This window comes from Anaerostipes rhamnosivorans, assembly GCF_005280655.1.
In the GTDB taxonomy this organism is placed as follows: Bacteria; Bacillota; Clostridia; order Lachnospirales; family Lachnospiraceae; genus Anaerostipes; species Anaerostipes rhamnosivorans.
Window position 1 is genome coordinate 1211502 of the sequence record NZ_CP040058.1, and the last position, 15279, is coordinate 1226780.

General features: G+C 42.0%; 13 protein-coding genes and 3 pseudogenes. 15 read left to right on the plus strand and 1 reads right to left on the minus strand.

Annotated elements, in window-relative coordinates; all coding sequences use genetic code 11:
* Window positions 1–266 precede the first annotated feature (266 nt).
* A pseudogene (locus AR1Y2_RS05965) lies at window positions 267–1478 on the plus strand (IS110 family RNA-guided transposase).
* Window positions 1479–1600: 122 nt separating this feature from the next.
* On the opposite strand, the pseudogene AR1Y2_RS18315 reads toward AR1Y2_RS05965, so the two are convergent.
* Window positions 1601–1750 (minus strand): annotated as a pseudogene (locus tag AR1Y2_RS18315) (transposase); the annotation flags it as partial.
* Between AR1Y2_RS18315 and AR1Y2_RS18435 the strand changes: the two are divergent.
* From AR1Y2_RS18435 to AR1Y2_RS06035, 14 genes and pseudogenes are all read left to right on the plus strand, one after another.
* Window positions 1749–1895: pseudogene (locus AR1Y2_RS18435) on the plus strand (IS91 family transposase); the annotation flags it as partial. The pseudogenes AR1Y2_RS18315 and AR1Y2_RS18435 sit on opposite strands and share 2 nt — an antisense overlap.
* 299 nt (window positions 1896–2194) lie before the next feature.
* The gene (locus tag AR1Y2_RS05975) at window positions 2195–3295 is read left to right on the plus strand and encodes a zinc-binding dehydrogenase (protein ID WP_137328156.1); all 1101 of its coding nucleotides are present in this window, start codon (window positions 2195–2197) and stop codon (window positions 3293–3295) included.
* Window positions 3296–3321: 26 nt separating this feature from the next.
* The gene (locus AR1Y2_RS18165) at window positions 3322–3534 is read left to right on the plus strand and encodes a beta/alpha barrel domain-containing protein (protein ID WP_282432137.1); all 213 of its coding nucleotides are present in this window, start codon (window positions 3322–3324) and stop codon (window positions 3532–3534) included.
* Window positions 3446–4000, plus strand: a complete 555-nt coding sequence (locus AR1Y2_RS05980) for a beta/alpha barrel domain-containing protein (protein WP_282432138.1) — start codon at window positions 3446–3448, stop codon at window positions 3998–4000. Before AR1Y2_RS18165 ends, AR1Y2_RS05980 begins: the two co-directional genes overlap by 89 nt.
* A 31-nt stretch (window positions 4001–4031) precedes the next feature.
* A complete protein-coding gene (locus AR1Y2_RS05985; RefSeq protein ID WP_137328157.1) occupies window positions 4032–5405 on the plus strand; it encodes an MFS transporter in 1374 nt (457 codons plus the stop codon).
* A 75-nt stretch (window positions 5406–5480) separates the two neighbouring features.
* Entirely contained in the window at window positions 5481–6536 is a 1056-nt protein-coding gene (locus AR1Y2_RS05990) for an NAD(P)-dependent alcohol dehydrogenase (protein WP_137328158.1), read from the plus strand.
* Window positions 6537–6563: 27 nt separating this feature from the next.
* Window positions 6564–7403, plus strand: coding sequence for a class II fructose-bisphosphate aldolase (locus AR1Y2_RS05995; protein ID WP_137328159.1), 840 nt, complete (start codon window positions 6564–6566; stop codon window positions 7401–7403).
* The gene (locus AR1Y2_RS06000) at window positions 7396–8367 is read left to right on the plus strand and encodes a carbohydrate kinase family protein (protein ID WP_137328160.1); all 972 of its coding nucleotides are present in this window, start codon (window positions 7396–7398) and stop codon (window positions 8365–8367) included. Before AR1Y2_RS05995 ends, AR1Y2_RS06000 begins: the two co-directional genes overlap by 8 nt.
* 24 nt (window positions 8368–8391) lie before the next feature.
* A complete protein-coding gene (gene ydjG, locus AR1Y2_RS06005) occupies window positions 8392–9384 on the plus strand; it encodes an NADH-dependent methylglyoxal reductase (RefSeq protein ID WP_137328161.1) in 993 nt (330 codons plus the stop codon).
* A 200-nt stretch (window positions 9385–9584) separates the two neighbouring features.
* The gene (locus AR1Y2_RS06010) at window positions 9585–10337 is read left to right on the plus strand and encodes a DeoR/GlpR family DNA-binding transcription regulator (RefSeq protein WP_137328162.1); all 753 of its coding nucleotides are present in this window, start codon (window positions 9585–9587) and stop codon (window positions 10335–10337) included.
* A gap of 78 nt (window positions 10338–10415) precedes the next feature.
* Window positions 10416–11765, plus strand: a complete 1350-nt coding sequence (locus tag AR1Y2_RS06015; RefSeq protein WP_137328163.1) for a dicarboxylate/amino acid:cation symporter — start codon at window positions 10416–10418, stop codon at window positions 11763–11765.
* A 570-nt stretch (window positions 11766–12335) separates the two neighbouring features.
* The gene (ltrA, locus tag AR1Y2_RS06025) at window positions 12336–13619 is read left to right on the plus strand and encodes a group II intron reverse transcriptase/maturase (protein ID WP_175403596.1); all 1284 of its coding nucleotides are present in this window, start codon (window positions 12336–12338) and stop codon (window positions 13617–13619) included.
* Window positions 13620–13839: 220 nt separating this feature from the next.
* Window positions 13840–14610: a polysaccharide deacetylase family protein gene (locus tag AR1Y2_RS06030; protein ID WP_137328165.1), complete on the plus strand. Its 771-nt coding sequence runs from the start codon at window positions 13840–13842 to the stop codon at window positions 14608–14610.
* A 101-nt stretch (window positions 14611–14711) separates the two neighbouring features.
* A complete protein-coding gene (locus AR1Y2_RS06035; protein ID WP_137328166.1) occupies window positions 14712–15272 on the plus strand; it encodes a manganese efflux pump MntP in 561 nt (186 codons plus the stop codon).
* Window positions 15273–15279: the final 7 nt, after the last annotated feature.

Consider the following 15279-nt stretch of genomic DNA (forward strand, 5'->3'; position numbering starts at 1 on the left):
ATGGTTATAGTACATGACAACCAGCCGTGTCTATACCCATCTTGTTGCTTAACTGTTAGAATGAATGGAGCAGTGGGTCTGGCGGCTAAATTCTTGGACTTCGCGTCCGTAAATTAGAATGTCAGCCGGCTCCTCATTCGCAGTATTCGTTTTATGCAGGTTGATCTGCTTTCCTACAGTACGTTCGAGTCACACCACAGTAGATTGAATAAGCAATGAGAGAAATGGTATTGATCCATTGTATTAATCCAAAGGAGAATTATTTTATGAACGCAGTAGGTATTGATGTTTCTAAAAGCAAAAGTGTTATCGCTATCCTTCGCCCTTATGGGGAGATTGTTTCTCCGCCATTTGAAATCAAACACATTTCCGGTAACATCCAATCTTTGATTGAGCAGATTAAATCTATCGACGGTGAATCCCGCATCGTTATGGAGCATACTGGTCGCTATTACGAGCCATTGGCTCATGAGCTTTCTCAGGCAAATCTTTTTGTAAGTGACATAAATCCAAAACTCATTAAAGATTTCGGAGATAATTCTCTCCGTAAAGTTAAATCAGATAAAGCGGATGCTATAAAAATTGCTCGCTATGCTCTTGACAGTTGGACTGATCTAAAACAGTATGGTCTTATGGATAAAATACGAAATCAGTTAAAATCTATGAACCGACAATTCACTTTCTACACAAAACATAAAACATCTATGAAAAACAACCTTATCGGTATCCTGGATCAGACCTACACAGGTGCAAATACCTACTTTGATAGCATCGCCCGCAATGACGGTAGTCAGAAATGGGTTGATTTCGCTGCTACATACTGGCACGTGGACTGTGTCCGCAAAATGTCTTTAAATGCTTTTTTAGACCATTATCAAAAATGGTGTAAACGAAAGAAGTATAACTTCAGCAAAGCCAAAGCTGAAAAAATCTATGGAACAGCCAAAGAGCTTATCCCTGTACTTCCAAAGAATGATTTGACAAAACTTCTTATCAAACAGGCCATAGAACAATTAAATATTGTATCCAAGACTGTAGAAGAACTCCGATCTCTGATGAATGAAACTGCATCTAAACTGCCCGAATATCCTGTTGTTATGGCAAAGAAAGGCGTTGGCAAATCCCTAGGCCCTCAATTGATGGCTGAAATCGGAGATGTAACACGCTTCACCCACAAAGGTGCCATCACTGCTTTCGCAGGTGTTGATCCCGGTATGAATCAATCCGGAACATATGATCAAAAAAGTATTCATGCTTCAAAATGAGGCTCAGCAACATTACGTAAGATATTATTTCAGGTTATGAGTATTCTTCTTAAATCCATGCCTCAAGATGATGCCGTTTATCAGTTCCTTGATAAGAAGCGTGCCCAAGGTAAGCCCTATTATGTCTATATGACTGCCGGTGCTAATAAGTTTTTGCGTATCTACTATGGCCGTGTAAAAGAGTATTTAACGGTCTTACGTAATCCAGAATAATCACAACCATTTTGGTATTCCATGGACCAGCGTAATGCGGTGGTCTTTTTGTGATGTCAAAAAACACTACATAAAACTTTAATAAATATTCTCTCTTTTCTATTGACTTTTTATTTGCAGGCTAATTCATTAAGAAGGGCAGTGCGAAAAGAATGACGTAGATAAGTGTAGTTGAAGTGTTTTATATGGCGACAAAAACCATCGTCACTGTAACCGCCTTCGGAAATCAGGCAGTGAATATGCGGATTCCATTTGAGGTCACGCCCAAAGGTTGATGAAAATCTCCGAGATGACTTTCTCAAAGACCGTTCGCTTCTTCATTGTCTCTTTCCCTCTGTCATAAGTGTGATTTCACGTATGTTTTTTACCATGAATCAATCTAAAAATTTTACTCCAGGTTTTATTATGGTTCTCCATCTTTGTAAGATATTCATAAGTCTATTATGGAGGAAAAAGGAACAAAAGGAAACTCCTATCTCCTCAAGAATGATGGAAAGGGGAGTTGAATAGGCGAAGGATATTTTTTATTTTGTTAAAACTGCACAAAAGGCAGATGAAATTTTTGAAATACAAGCCAAAAATCTGTAAAATAGAAATAAAATTTTTGAAACAAACAAAATATGATTGATTAAAAGATAATGATGTACTAAAATAAAGATATAACAAAGAAATACTTGCGGAAAGCAAGGATATAGGTGAAGAAAAGGAGAGAAATTATGCATGCTTTAAAACGTTTTGGAACAGCTTTTGGTGGTTACAAGATGATGGAAAATTATCCGGAGCCGACCTGTGGACCAGAGGATATTATTATTGAAATCAAGGCGGCAGCCATCTGTGGAGCTGATATGAAACACTGGGGCGTTGACAATGGATATGATGACACAAATATTACACCGGATCAGCAGCAGTCAGTAAGAGGACATGAATTTGCAGGAGAAATCGTAGAAGTCGGATCTGAAGTAAAAGACTGGAAAGTCGGACAGAGAGTAGTGTCTGATAACAGCGCTCATGTCTGTGGTGTATGCCCGGCATGTGAGCAGGGAGATTTCTTATGCTGTGAAGAAAAAGTAAACTTAGGATTAGACAACAATACATGGGGCGGCGGATTTTCAAAATACTGTAAAGTTCCGGGAGAGATCTTAAGAATTCATAAACATGCGATCTGGGAGATTCCTGAAAGTGTAAGCTACGAAGAAGCATGTGTTATGGACCCGATCTGCAACTCTTATAAAGCAGTAGTACAGCAGGCTCACTTAATGCCGGGACAGGATGTGGTTGTATTCGGAACAGGTCCGATCGGATTATTTGCTGTACAGGCAGCGCGTTTAATGGGTGCGGTAAACATCGTTATGGTTGGTCTGGAAGAAGATGTGGAGACAAGATTCCCGATTGCCATGGAAGTCGGAGCAACACACTGTGTAAACGGATCTAAAGAAGATGTTGTGGTAAGATGTACAGAGATCTGCGGAAGAGATAATTTAGGACTGGTGATCGAATGCTCAGGAGCAAACATTGCACTGAAACAGGCGATTGAAATGACAAGACCAAACGCTGAGATCGTTCGTGCAGGTATGGGATTCAAACCTCTGGAATTCTCTATCAATGACATTACATCATGGAATAAGAGCATCATCGGGCATATGGCATATGACTCTACCACATGGAGAAACTGCTTAAGACTGTTAGAATCCGGACAGATTCAGGTAAAACCGATGATTACACATCGTCTTGGATTGTCAGAGTGGGAAAAAGGTTTTGATTTAATGGCGAAGAAACAGGCAGTAAAAGTTATCTTCCATTATGACTACGAAGACTAAAAAATCCAAATAAAGAGGAAAATCAGATGAAAAGAAAATTAATGATTGCACCTTCCATGGGATGCTGTGATCTGTTTGATATGGAACGTCAGGTCCGTATCATTGATGAAAAATCAGATTTTTTACATATGGATATCAAAGATGGTGTTTATGTACCGAGTTTTGGTATCGGCCCCGGAATTTTTAGCGGCGCTGAAAGACAAGGTGACAACACCGATGGATGCCCACTTGATGATTAAGCATCCGCAGCAGTATCTGGAGACTTTTGCGCAGGCAGGGGCAGCTTATATTACGCCCCACACAGACTGCATTGAGGGAGATGCCTTTGTGACAATCAACAAGATTAAAGAACTTGGGTGCAAGGCGGGAATTGCATTAAATCCATCCGTTCCTTTGGAAACCATAGAATATTACCTTCCGCTGCTTGACAAGGTTACCATTATGATTGTAGACGCGGGAATTTCAGGGCAGAAGGTCATTGAGCAGACCTATGATAAGATTCGCAGACTGGTTTGTTTAAGGGAGGAAAAAGGACTTCATTTCCTGATTGAAGCAGATGGATCTATGAACCGTGATGTATACCGTCCGCTGTATGAAGCAGGGGCAGATATGGTTGTCTTAGGGCCTCCGGCTCTGTGGAACAAAGCAGATGACTTTGAGGAAGCATGGAGCATCATGGAAAACGAATTGAGAGATGTTATATAGACTTAGTTTTATACAAGGAAGGGGAAAACAAATGTCAAAGAGAACAAGTGCAAATATCGGAGCAAGGCTTGACCGCCTGCCGAATTCAAGCTGGCATGTAAAAATGTGGCTGATCACAGCCTTTGCATTATTGGTATGCTGGTCAAACGGTATTGGAGGAGCGGTACAAAATATCCTGTTAAATGAGATTCACTGGCTTGAGCCTGGGTCCAGCCTTCTGGCAATGTGGGGAACGACCTACACAGCTGGTCAGTTATTCGGAGCATTGATCGGCGGACCGATCGGTGACAAGATCGGTCGTAAGAAGAGTATTTTATTATATGAAGCAATTCACATTGTTGCAATGATCGGCGGAGCCGCTGCTCCAAATGTATACGTATTGTATTTATTCCGTCTGATTCAGGGATTCGGACTGGGAGCGCTGCTGGTAGTATTATTTGCAGGCTTCACAGAGTATGTACCTGGAAGAAACCGCGGTACATGGTCCAGCCGAAATTCCTTCATCGGAAACTGGGCACATCCGATTTGTAATGGTATCGCACTTTTAATTGTATCTACAGGAATCAGCATGAATATGAACTGGAGAGTACAGTATATCATTCCTTCTGTATTATCCATCCTTGCATGTATCTTCATTTACACAAAATTCCCGGAATCACCAAGATGGCTGGAAGCTCAGGGAAGAGTGGATGAGGCAGATGAAATTTTAACAAACATTGAAAAAGAAATCGAGGCGGCAACCGGAAAACCTCTTCCAGAGGTAACTGAAGAGCCAAAGGCTGTAAAACAGCTTCCGTATTCCGCATTGTTCAAAGGAAAATTGTTAAGAAGAACGATCGTAGGATCTCTGGTATTAATCGGTATGAATACAATTCAGTATACCTTAATGAACTGGATGCCTTCTATGTTATCTTCTTTAGGCTATGATACTTCACAGTCACAGTTTATGACGATGTTCGGTCTGTTCGGAGCGCCGTTTGGAATCTTTATCGCATCTTTGATTATGGATAAGTTCCCTCGAAGAGTTATGGGTGTTGCGCTCCTTGTATTGATGGCGGCTCTCGGAATTGTCACAGGACAGCAGACGACAATGAATGGATTGATCCTTTGGACTTTCCTGTTAAACACTGCTATTTACATGTATGTATGTTACGCATCTGCCGTATATGTACCAGAAATGTGGCCGACTTCTGCAAAACTGTCTGGTTCTGGATTTAGTAATGCCATGGGTCGTGTCAGCAATATCTTCTTCCCATTCCTTGTAACTTATGTTGCAAACAGTGTGGGAGCAGGCGGAGTTTTCGTATTAATCTCCATTGTGGCGGCAATTATCGCTGTCAGCGTCCTGATCTTTGGTGTAGAGACAAGAGGAGAATCTGTAGAGGACATCGGAAACATTGATTAAATCGTACGAATAGAATTATGAAACATTCCGGTATCTCCGATGAGGTACCTGAAGCGAAAAATAGGAGGTTTTTCAATGAAAAATTCAGAAGCAATTCTGGTGACACCAAAACAATTCGAAATTTTAGAATGCCCGGTTCCAGATCCGAAAGAACATGAAATTTTAATGAAAGTCGAGTATGTGGGAATGTGTGGATCTGATATTCATGGATTCGAATTCGGACCGTTTATCCCTCCGAAAGATCCAAATCAGAAGATCGGTCTCGGACATGAAGTGGCAGGAGAGGTTGTAAAGGTTGGAGCCAAGGTTACAGATTTCAAACCGGGAGATAAGGTATTGATCGAGCCGGGAGTACCGGATGATTCCTGTGAATACTGCCGTACCGGGCGATATAACATCTGCCCTGATGTAGATTTTATGGCAACACAGCCAAATTACAAAGGCGCTTTATGTGAATATATGACGCATCCGGCAGAGTGGACCTATCATGTTCCAGAAGGAATGTCTACGATGGAAGCTGCATTGGTAGAGCCGGCAGCCGTTGGTATGCATGCGGCAATTATGGGAGAGGCAAGACTTGGAAAGAGCATTGTCATCTTAGGAGCGGGAACGATCGGACTGATGGTACTTCAGGCTTGTTTAAGCTTGGGAGCAACCGATATTACCGTAGTTGATGTTATGGATAAACGACTTGAGTTTGCAAAGGAACTGGGAGCAGCGAGAACAATCAACGGAGCGAAAGAAGATACCGTAGAAGTTCTCCGTTCCAAAGAGTTATTCGGAGATCACGGCGTAGAACTTGTATTTGAATGTGCAGGATCAGCATTTACGGCAAATCAGGCAGTTCAGGTTGTGGCAAGAGGCGGAAAGATTATGATGGTCGGAACCCAGTCGAATCCTGTTCCGATTGATTTCTTAAAGATCAACCGTGAAGTTACGATTCAGACTTCCTTCCGTTACTGCAATAACTTCCCACAGACAATCGAGGCGATTGCAACAGGAAAGTTCAATGTCAAAGACATGGTAACACATATTTATGATTACAAAGACGTACAGCAGGCATTTACAGACGCCATTGATCCGGAAAAGAAACTGGACATGATCAAAGGTGTTGTAAAGGTAGCAGAGTAAAAATTAAGACAGGAAAAGGAGAAAATTATGATTTCAGATATCAGATATTGGGAACAGAAAGCATCCGAAGGACATTACGCAATTCCTCACTTTAATGTATGGAATGCAGAAATGTTAATGGGAGTCATTGACGCGGCAGAAGAACTCCGCGCACCGATTATTATTTCCTTCGGTACAGGATTTACAGGAAACACTTCCTTTGAAGATTACTGCTATATGATGGAATCTATGGCAAAGAAGGCAACCGTTCCGGTAATTCTTCACTGGGATCACGGACGCAATATGACGATCCTTCAAAATGCGGTAAATCATTGTATGAACTCTGTGATGAGAGATGCTTCTGCTCTTCCTTATGAGCAGAACATTTCGGAAGTCAAAAGATGTGTTGACTTCTTTCACGCATATAACATTCCGGTAGAAGCAGAGCTTGGACATGTGGGAAATGAAACAGTCTATGAGGAAGCATTGGCAGAATATGCCTACACAGACCCAGCACAGGCAAAAGATTTCGTAGAGCGTACAGGATGTGACTCTCTGGCAGTGGCAATCGGAAATGTTCACGGAGTTTATACTTCTGAGCCAAAACTTGCCTTTGATGTATTACAGAAGGTTCACGAGGAAGTTGATGTTCCCTTGGTTCTCCACGGAGCTTCCGGAATCGGTGATGAAGATATTAAGAAAGCGATCTCTCTTGGAATCGCAAAGATTAATATACATACAGAGCTTTGCCAGGCTGCAATGGAAGCCATTAACAAACATAAGGATGAACCGTTCTTAGCGCTGGAACGTGAAGTGAGACAGGCAGTGAAAGAACGTGCAATGTATAAGATTAAATTATTTGGAGATGACGGAAGGGCTGATGAATAAAGTGGAGAAGAAATTAGATGTAGTCTGCCTTGGGGCAGCGATTGTAGATATTCCTCTTCAGCCGGTATCCAGAGATATTTTTGATATTGAATCCTATCCGGTAGACCGCATTGCCATGACGGTAGGCGGTGATGCAATGAACGAGGCGACGATTATCAGCCGCCTCGGATTCAAGACAGGAATCATAAGCTGTATCGGAGATGATGCGGCAGGTCACTTTATTCTCGGTTCCTGTGCGAAAGATCACATTGACACAGAAGGAATCTGTATAGATGAAAAAATTGACACTTCCATGAATGTGGGACTGGTAACCGGAGACGGGGAGAGAACCTTTGTCACAAACCGTAACGGAAGTCTCTGGAAAACCTGTATAGATCATGTTGATTTTAACAAAATGAAGCAGGCGAGGATTCTTTCTCTGGCAAGTATTTTCAACAACCCATTGTTAGACGGGAATGCTCTGGTAAAGATTTTTAAAGAAGCGAAAAAAGAAGGAATGATCATCAGCGCCGATATGATCAAACCTCGTCTTGGAGAGACTCTGGATGATATCAAGGAAGCATTGAGCTATGTAGATTATTTCTTCCCGAACTTTGACGAAGCCAGTTTGATGACAGGAAAAGACAAGGTGGAAGATGTGGCACAGGTACTCTTTGACTGTGGCGTCAAAAATGTCATCGTAAAAATTGGAAAACGCGGATGTTATATTCAGAATAAAGAAGGAACCATGATTGTGCCGGCGGCAAAAGGAATTACTGCCATTGACACGATCGGAGCCGGAGATAACTTTGCTTCCGGATTTATCAGTGCGGTTCTTCAGGGAAAAGATATCCGGGAATGTGGAATTTACGCCAACTGTACGGCGGCAGTATCCGTACAGCATGTAGGCGCGACCACAGGTGTCAAAAACAAGGAAATGGTAGAAGAAATGCTTGCAAAATACCACAGTGATTATGGCTTATAAAGAGATCAAGAAAGGAAATCTGTAATGAAAACAATGAAATTAGGAAAAACAGGAATTGATATTTCAAGAATCGGTCTTGGAACATGGTCCATCGGCGGAGGTTCTGCCTGGGGAGGAGACCATGAGCTTCAGGGCGTGGTAGATACGATCAGAGAAGCGCCGAAGGCAGGAGTCAATCTGATTGACACTGCTCCGGGATATAATTTCGGAAACAGTGAAAAGATCCTTGGAAAAGCACTGGAAGGCATGAAACGTGAGGATGTTGTAATCATCACAAAGTGCGGTGTAACATGGGATCAAGAAATGAAGGGGGATCTGTTTAACAAAGTAAACGGAATTCAGTTATACAAAAACTTAAACAGTGAATCTGTAAAGAAAGAAATCGAGGAATCTCTTGAGCGCCTTGGCACAGATTATGTTGATGTATATATGACACACTGGCAGGCAATCGAGGGAAGTGAATATTACGTTCCGATTCAAAAGACTATGGATGTGTTAAATGAGTTAAAAGCACAGGGAAAGATTAAGGCAATCGGAGCTGCCAATGTGGACATCAATCACATTCAGGAGTACTTAAAATGGGGAGATTTGGACATTGTACAGGCGAAATATTCTATCTTAGACCGTGGAATCGAAGATGAAATCATCCCTTGCTGCCGTGAAAATGGAGTGACTATTCAGGCATATTCTCCATTGGAGATGGGATTATTATCCGGTACATTCCCAAGAGATTACCAGCCGGTAGGAGCTCAGATTCCGAAAAAATGGTTCCAGCCGGAAAATATGCATGCTGCCATGGACATGATGGATGCCTGGAAACCATTGTGCGAGAAATATAATTGTACCATTGCCAATCTGGCACTTGGATGGATTCTTGCTCAGGGAGACTTCCTGAATCTGTTAAGTGGTTCTACAACGGTAGAGCAGATCAAAGAAAATATAAAATCTGCGGAATTGGAATTAGATCCAAACGATGTGGCAGATATGCGTCAGATGGCAGAAGATATTGACAAATAGTTTCAATGCCTCCCGCCGTACAGGCGGGAATCTTCTCCAAATAAAATAAAAGAGATTCCCTGAGACAAAAAGTGTGGAAAATCAAAAAAATTTAGCAAAAAATTAGCAAAAGGTCTTTGAAGTCCACGCTCGCAATGATAGAATAAAGAAAAAAGGAAAAGTATTTATTCTATGAAATTGAGAAAAGGGGAGGAGTCCCGATGAAGAATCGATTAGAACATATTAGAGAACAAGTAAAAAATGAAAGAAAAGTCACAGTATCCCAGTTAAGTAAAATATATAAGGTAACGGAAGAGACCATACGAAGAGACCTTGAAAAACTGGAGGCGGAAGGATTTTTGACTCGGACATTCGGAGGTGCAGTGCTCAACAGTACGTCCCAGAAAGAGCACATTCACTTTTACCGAAGAATGTCCATCCAGCAGGAAGAAAAGAAAAAGATTGCGCGGGCATTCTATGACATTGTCAGTACGAAGAGGTCGATCTCGGCGGATGCGAGTACTACAGTTATGGAAATGACAAGGCTTTTAAAAAATCACTGCAATCTGACGCTGCTTAGCGTATCAACAGAAATTTTCCGGGAGATGGCAGGATCAAAAATTGGTATTATTTGTGCAGGCGGTGTGTTCAATGAGGGCTCCCTCTCTCTGCAGGGGAATCTGACCAAGGAAAATATTAGAAGATATCATGTGGATCTTGCACTCTTAAGCTGTAAAGGGCTGAACATGGAAAACGGCATTATGGATACCAGTGAGAGAGAAGCGGATGTAAAGACAGAGATGATAAAACAGGCAACGCAGGTAGCTCTTCTTGCAGATCATACCAAATTTGACAGGACAGCCTTTGTTCAGTTTATGGACTGGAATAAGGTCACATATCTGGTGACAGATGAGAGGCCATCAGATCAATGGGTAGAGTTTTGCAGACAGCATGAAATTCAGCTCATCTATTAGAAGAAAACAATTCGTTTAGTAAGAATCTGTGTTTGCATCATGAAGGAGATCCCTGTATGATAAAGCGGAGGTACCCAAATGAGTGAAAACGGAAAAAAGAAAATGCCGATTATGAAAAAGATCATGATTGCGATGGCTGGAGGAATTCTGGTAGGAAGCCTTTGTCTCTGGTTTCGTGAGACGCTGGTGGCAAACGGGAATGAAGAAGTCTGGAAATGGATCAACCGGATTCTCTTCCAGGATATCAGTGCAGAGAAGGGATTTTATTCCCTTGGATTGTTATATATTATACAGCAGTTGTTTATGAGAGGATTGCAGCTGGCCATTGTGCCTCTGGTATTGTCCTCATTGAGTCTTGCCATGTGCAGTATGGCAGATCCGAAAAGACTTGGAAAGATTGCGGGAAAAACAATTCTGAATTTTGTTGCCTTTTATTGTGTCGGGGCATTCTTAAGTGTATGTTTCTCCTTTTTCGTAAAGTCTATGGGATGGTTCAATGTGAACCTTCCTGCGGCCAGTACGTCCGGTGTGGCAACCATCGAGGCATACAATCCGCTGACAACGATTGTGGCGGCGGTGCCGTCAAACATTGTGGAAGTGCTTGGTTCCAATAACAGTATTATTGCGGTTGTTGTCATTGCCGCTGTTCTCGGAATCGCTATGAATGCACTGGGAGAGAAAGCGTCAACCATGAAAAAGCTGATGGAAGATCTCAGCAGCATTATTCAGATTTACATGGATTTTCTGATCAACAAGATCAGCCCGGTTGCGATTTTTTGTATGCTGGCAAGGACTTTTGCCATCTACGGAATTGAGTATGTAAAACCAACCTTTACCTATATGGTTGCGACAATTATCATGAGTCTGGTATTGGTTGTTACAATCTATCCGATCGGAATTTTCCTGACAACCAGATTAAATCCATTCAAGTTTGCAAAAAAGATATTTAAAGTAGGAATGTTTGCGGCGGCGACACAATCATCCGCGGCGACACTTCCTCTGAATACAAAGACCTGTGTGGAAGAGCTTGGATGCAGCAAGGACATCAGCAGTTTTGTGCTTCCTACAGGGATGACCATCAACATGAACGGTACCACTGCCATGCATATAGTATCCATTATGTTTATTGCCACAGCAGCCGGAATTACACTGACACCGGCACAAATGATTACAGCCGCATTTTTATCTATTTGTGTGGCAATGGGAACACCGTCAATTCCGGTAGCGGGGACAACCTTGATCTTCGTTATTATGTCAGGCCTCGGTCTGACTTCCGAACTTTGCATGGTGGGATATGCCCTGATTCTTGCAATCAGCTATCTGCCGGGAATGGCAGTTATTACGCTGAATGTAGTCGGGGATGCGGCAACCAACGTAATTGTATGTTACAAAGAACACGAATTAGATTTAGATATTTACAATTCCTGAGTACATTTGCTTATCAGGAAAAGAAAACTCCATATAATTCTTGCAGAAGTCATACATATTTGTATGACTTCTGTTTTTAGTTTGCGCGCCATGGGCGCGCTCTAACGGGTGCAAGTCCCAAACATGCCCAGGTAGTGGGAAATGTATAGCCGAACGGCAAGGGTGTCCATCGTGAGGTGAAATCTGAAGGAAGCCGAAGGCAAATCTCTGGTCCGACGGACAGAAATCGCATATAAGGCTAGGTTTCGAGAGATGAGTTGGCTAGAAGCAACAAAGTCTATTAACTACCACATTTGTAGAAACAGAGTAAATGCGGCGGACATATGGAGAGAAAGAGCGTGCACCTTAAGCGTGGAGGTCTCACAGCGGTTTCATTAGCCGAGTAACAACGAACTGTGAGAAGTCAGCCGAGCCCATAGTAGTGGAGAAGTTTCTGTAATGGAAATGGAGTGAAGGGGGGGGAACAATCAATCAGTTTTAGTAGAGTCTCGATTGCAGAAAAGACAACATCTGCCGTAACCAATCGGGTTAAGGATGGTCAATTCAAGCGAGACAGAAAGGAACGAACGCATGGATACAAGTAGTCTAATGGAGCAGATATTAAATAAGGATAATCTTAATACGGCATATCTGCAAGTCGTACGGAATAAAGGTGCCGAGGGTGTGGACGGAATGATGTACACAGAACTCAAAGAATATCTTGAAAAGAACGGCGAAATCATCAAGGAGCAGTTGAGGTCTAGAAAATACACCCTCAAACCAATACGGAGAGTGGAGATACCAAAGCCAGACGGAGGTGTCAGAAACCTAGGAGCGCCAACAGTAACAGATCGATTTGTACAACAAGCCATTGCACAGGTATTAACCCCAATCTATGAGGAACAGTTCCATGAACACAGTTATGGATTTAGACCGAACAGATGTGCACAGCAAGCCATCATTATAGCACTTGATATGATGAATGATGGAAAGGATTGGATAGTTAACATGGACTTGGAGAAGTTCTTTGACATAGTAAACCATGATAAGTTAATGACACTCATCGGCAGAACGATTAAGGATGGAGATGTAATCTCAATCATTCGAAAGTTTCTGGTAAGTGGAATTATGGTAGACGATGAATACAAGGAATCAGTAATAGGAACACTGCAAGGGGGAAATCTATCGCCACTTCTAGCAAACATCATGCTGAATGAACTCGATGGGAAAATGGAAGAACGAGGGCTCAACTTTATCAGATACGCAGATGACTGTATCATAATGGTTCAGAGTGAAATGTCTGCGAGGCGTGTAATGAGGAATCTTTCAAAGTTTATTGAAGAGAAACTAGGGCTCAAAGTAAATATGACAAAGAGCAAAGTAGATAGACCAGGAGGTCTTAAATATCTTGGATTCGGCTTCTACTATGACAGCAGAGCACATCAGTTTAAGGCAAAACCGGATGCAAAATCAGTAGTGAAGTTCAAAGTAAGAATGAAACAACTAACTTGTGGAAGTTGGGGAGTAAGTAACGGTTATAAAGTACAGAAACTCAATGAACTCGTTAGAGGGTGGATAAACTATTTTAAGATAGGCAGTATGAAGACCCTTTGCAAAGAAATGGATTCCAGAATCCGTTACCGATTGCGTATGTGTATTTGGAAACACTGGAAAAATCCACAGAATAGAGCAAAGAATCTGATGAAGCTAGATGTGCCAAGATGGGCAGCATTTAAAATCGCTTATTGTGGCGATCAATATGCGAGACCTGCCCATAATGGATGGTTACAGAAAGCAATAAGCAACAAGAGATTAACCTCATTTGGATTGGTCTCAATGTTAGATTACTACATTGAAAGGTGTTTTTTTTGTTAAGTTGATTGAACCGCCGTGTACGGAACCGTACGCACGGTGGTGTGAGAGGTCGGAATTTCTCAATTAAGAGAAATTCCTCCTACTCGATTATGTATAAATCTGATAATAACTGGGAGAGATAATATAGTATAGAAAGGATTATACCGAAATTATCTATAAAATGCCAGTATACTTTTTTGCCTTCCTCACATCCTATCATTGAAAGTGAGGGAGCGATTTTATGAAGCGAAAAACATATTTTGCAGTTGTCTGTGCATTATTTTTTATCGGTTTTATCCTGCGTTACGCGGCAGATCATTCTGATGGACTTTTTATAGCCAGCCAGAAAGAGGGCGAGAGCGGGTTGATGGCCGACAGCAAAATTACAAATAAGAAAGTATATTTGACTTTTGATGACGGGCCTTCGGAGAACACCGATGAGATCCTGGATATCCTGAAAAAGAATAAAGTCAAAGCAACATTTTTTGTTGTTGGAAAACAGACGGAGAAAGCCAGAAAACAGTACCAGAGAATCGTGCTGGAAGGACATACCCTGGCCATGCATTCTTACAGCCATAACTACGATCAGATATACTCCTCAGTGGATGCGTTCGGCAAGGACATCAAAGAGCTGCAGGAGATGCTGTACGAGATCACGGATGTAAAGCCGACGATCTACCGCTTTCCGGGCGGAAGCAGCAACTCCTGTGCCGGAAATATTAAGCCTTATATTGAATATATCAATAAAGAGGGACTTTTGTATTTTGACTGGAATGCTCTGAGCGGAGATGCCATCAATTTTAATTTAAGCCCTCAGCAGTTGAATAAAAATATATTAAATGATGTGAAAAAGCAGAAGGTTAGCATTGTTCTGATGCACGACTTGGCAGAAGCGGAGAATACAGTTAAGAGCCTGGACTCTCTGATCAAGACATTAAAGAAGGACGGCTATCAGATCCTTCCAATCACAAAATATACGCAGCAAATCCATCATGTGTCCGTTGACAAATAAATTGCGGTAATTTAGAATGATTATCAAGTGCGGCAAATGGACCGAAGGCTTTTGGCCTTTTGGTCCATCTGTTATGATAATGTACATAATGAGGTTAGGATATGAACATAATTGAAATCGTAATGATCGGTATTGGACTTTCCATGGATGCTTTTGCGGTATCTGTGGGAAAAGGGCTGGGCATGGGCAAGATTCGGAAAAATGAAGCTTTCTGGATCGCGCTGTTCTTTGGAGGATTTCAGGCCCTGATGCCTGTAGCCGGTTATCTGGCTGGAAAGCAGTTTGCGGGCAACATCATGCAGATTGACCACTGGATCGCCTTTGTCCTTCTTGTGATGATCGGCTTTAACATGTTAAAAGAAGGTATCTCAGGGAGTGATGATGATGACAGTGAAAGCAGTTTTTCTTTCCGTGAACTGCTGGTACTGGCAGTGGCCACCAGCATTGATGCCCTGGCGGTGGGAGTTACATTCTCATTTTTGAATGTAAATCTGGCGGAGGCAGTCACGGTCATCGGCTGCATTACTTTTGCCATATCTTTGGCGGGAGTTGTCATAGGCAGTATGTTTGGGGACCGGCTGAAGGATAAAGCGGAAATCATGGGGGGATTGATTTTGATCGTCCTGGGGTGTAAAATTTTGATACAGCATTTATTTTTTTAGAAAAGAG

Excerpts from the sequence above, each read along its gene's own strand:
- AR1Y2_RS05975 (WP_137328156.1), top strand. The coding sequence starts at position 2,195 with ATGCATGCTTTAAAACGTTTTGGAACAGCTTTTGGTGGTTACAAGATG.
- AR1Y2_RS18165 (WP_282432137.1), top strand. The coding sequence starts at position 3,322 with ATGAAAAGAAAATTAATGATTGCACCTTCCATGGGATGCTGTGATCTG.
- AR1Y2_RS05980 (WP_282432138.1), top strand. The coding sequence starts at position 3,446 with ATGTACCGAGTTTTGGTATCGGCCCCGGAATTTTTAGCGGCGCTGAAA.
- AR1Y2_RS05985 (WP_137328157.1), top strand. The coding sequence starts at position 4,032 with ATGTCAAAGAGAACAAGTGCAAATATCGGAGCAAGGCTTGACCGCCTG.
- AR1Y2_RS05990 (WP_137328158.1), top strand. The coding sequence starts at position 5,481 with ATGAAAAATTCAGAAGCAATTCTGGTGACACCAAAACAATTCGAAATT.
- AR1Y2_RS05995 (WP_137328159.1), top strand. The coding sequence starts at position 6,564 with ATGATTTCAGATATCAGATATTGGGAACAGAAAGCATCCGAAGGACAT.
- AR1Y2_RS06000 (WP_137328160.1), top strand. The coding sequence starts at position 7,396 with ATGAATAAAGTGGAGAAGAAATTAGATGTAGTCTGCCTTGGGGCAGCG.
- ydjG (WP_137328161.1), top strand. The coding sequence starts at position 8,392 with ATGAAAACAATGAAATTAGGAAAAACAGGAATTGATATTTCAAGAATC.
- AR1Y2_RS06010 (WP_137328162.1), top strand. The coding sequence starts at position 9,585 with ATGAAGAATCGATTAGAACATATTAGAGAACAAGTAAAAAATGAAAGA.
- AR1Y2_RS06015 (WP_137328163.1), top strand. The coding sequence starts at position 10,416 with ATGAGTGAAAACGGAAAAAAGAAAATGCCGATTATGAAAAAGATCATG.
- ltrA (WP_175403596.1), top strand. The coding sequence starts at position 12,336 with ATGGATACAAGTAGTCTAATGGAGCAGATATTAAATAAGGATAATCTT.
- AR1Y2_RS06030 (WP_137328165.1), top strand. The coding sequence starts at position 13,840 with ATGAAGCGAAAAACATATTTTGCAGTTGTCTGTGCATTATTTTTTATC.
- AR1Y2_RS06035 (WP_137328166.1), top strand. The coding sequence starts at position 14,712 with ATGAACATAATTGAAATCGTAATGATCGGTATTGGACTTTCCATGGAT.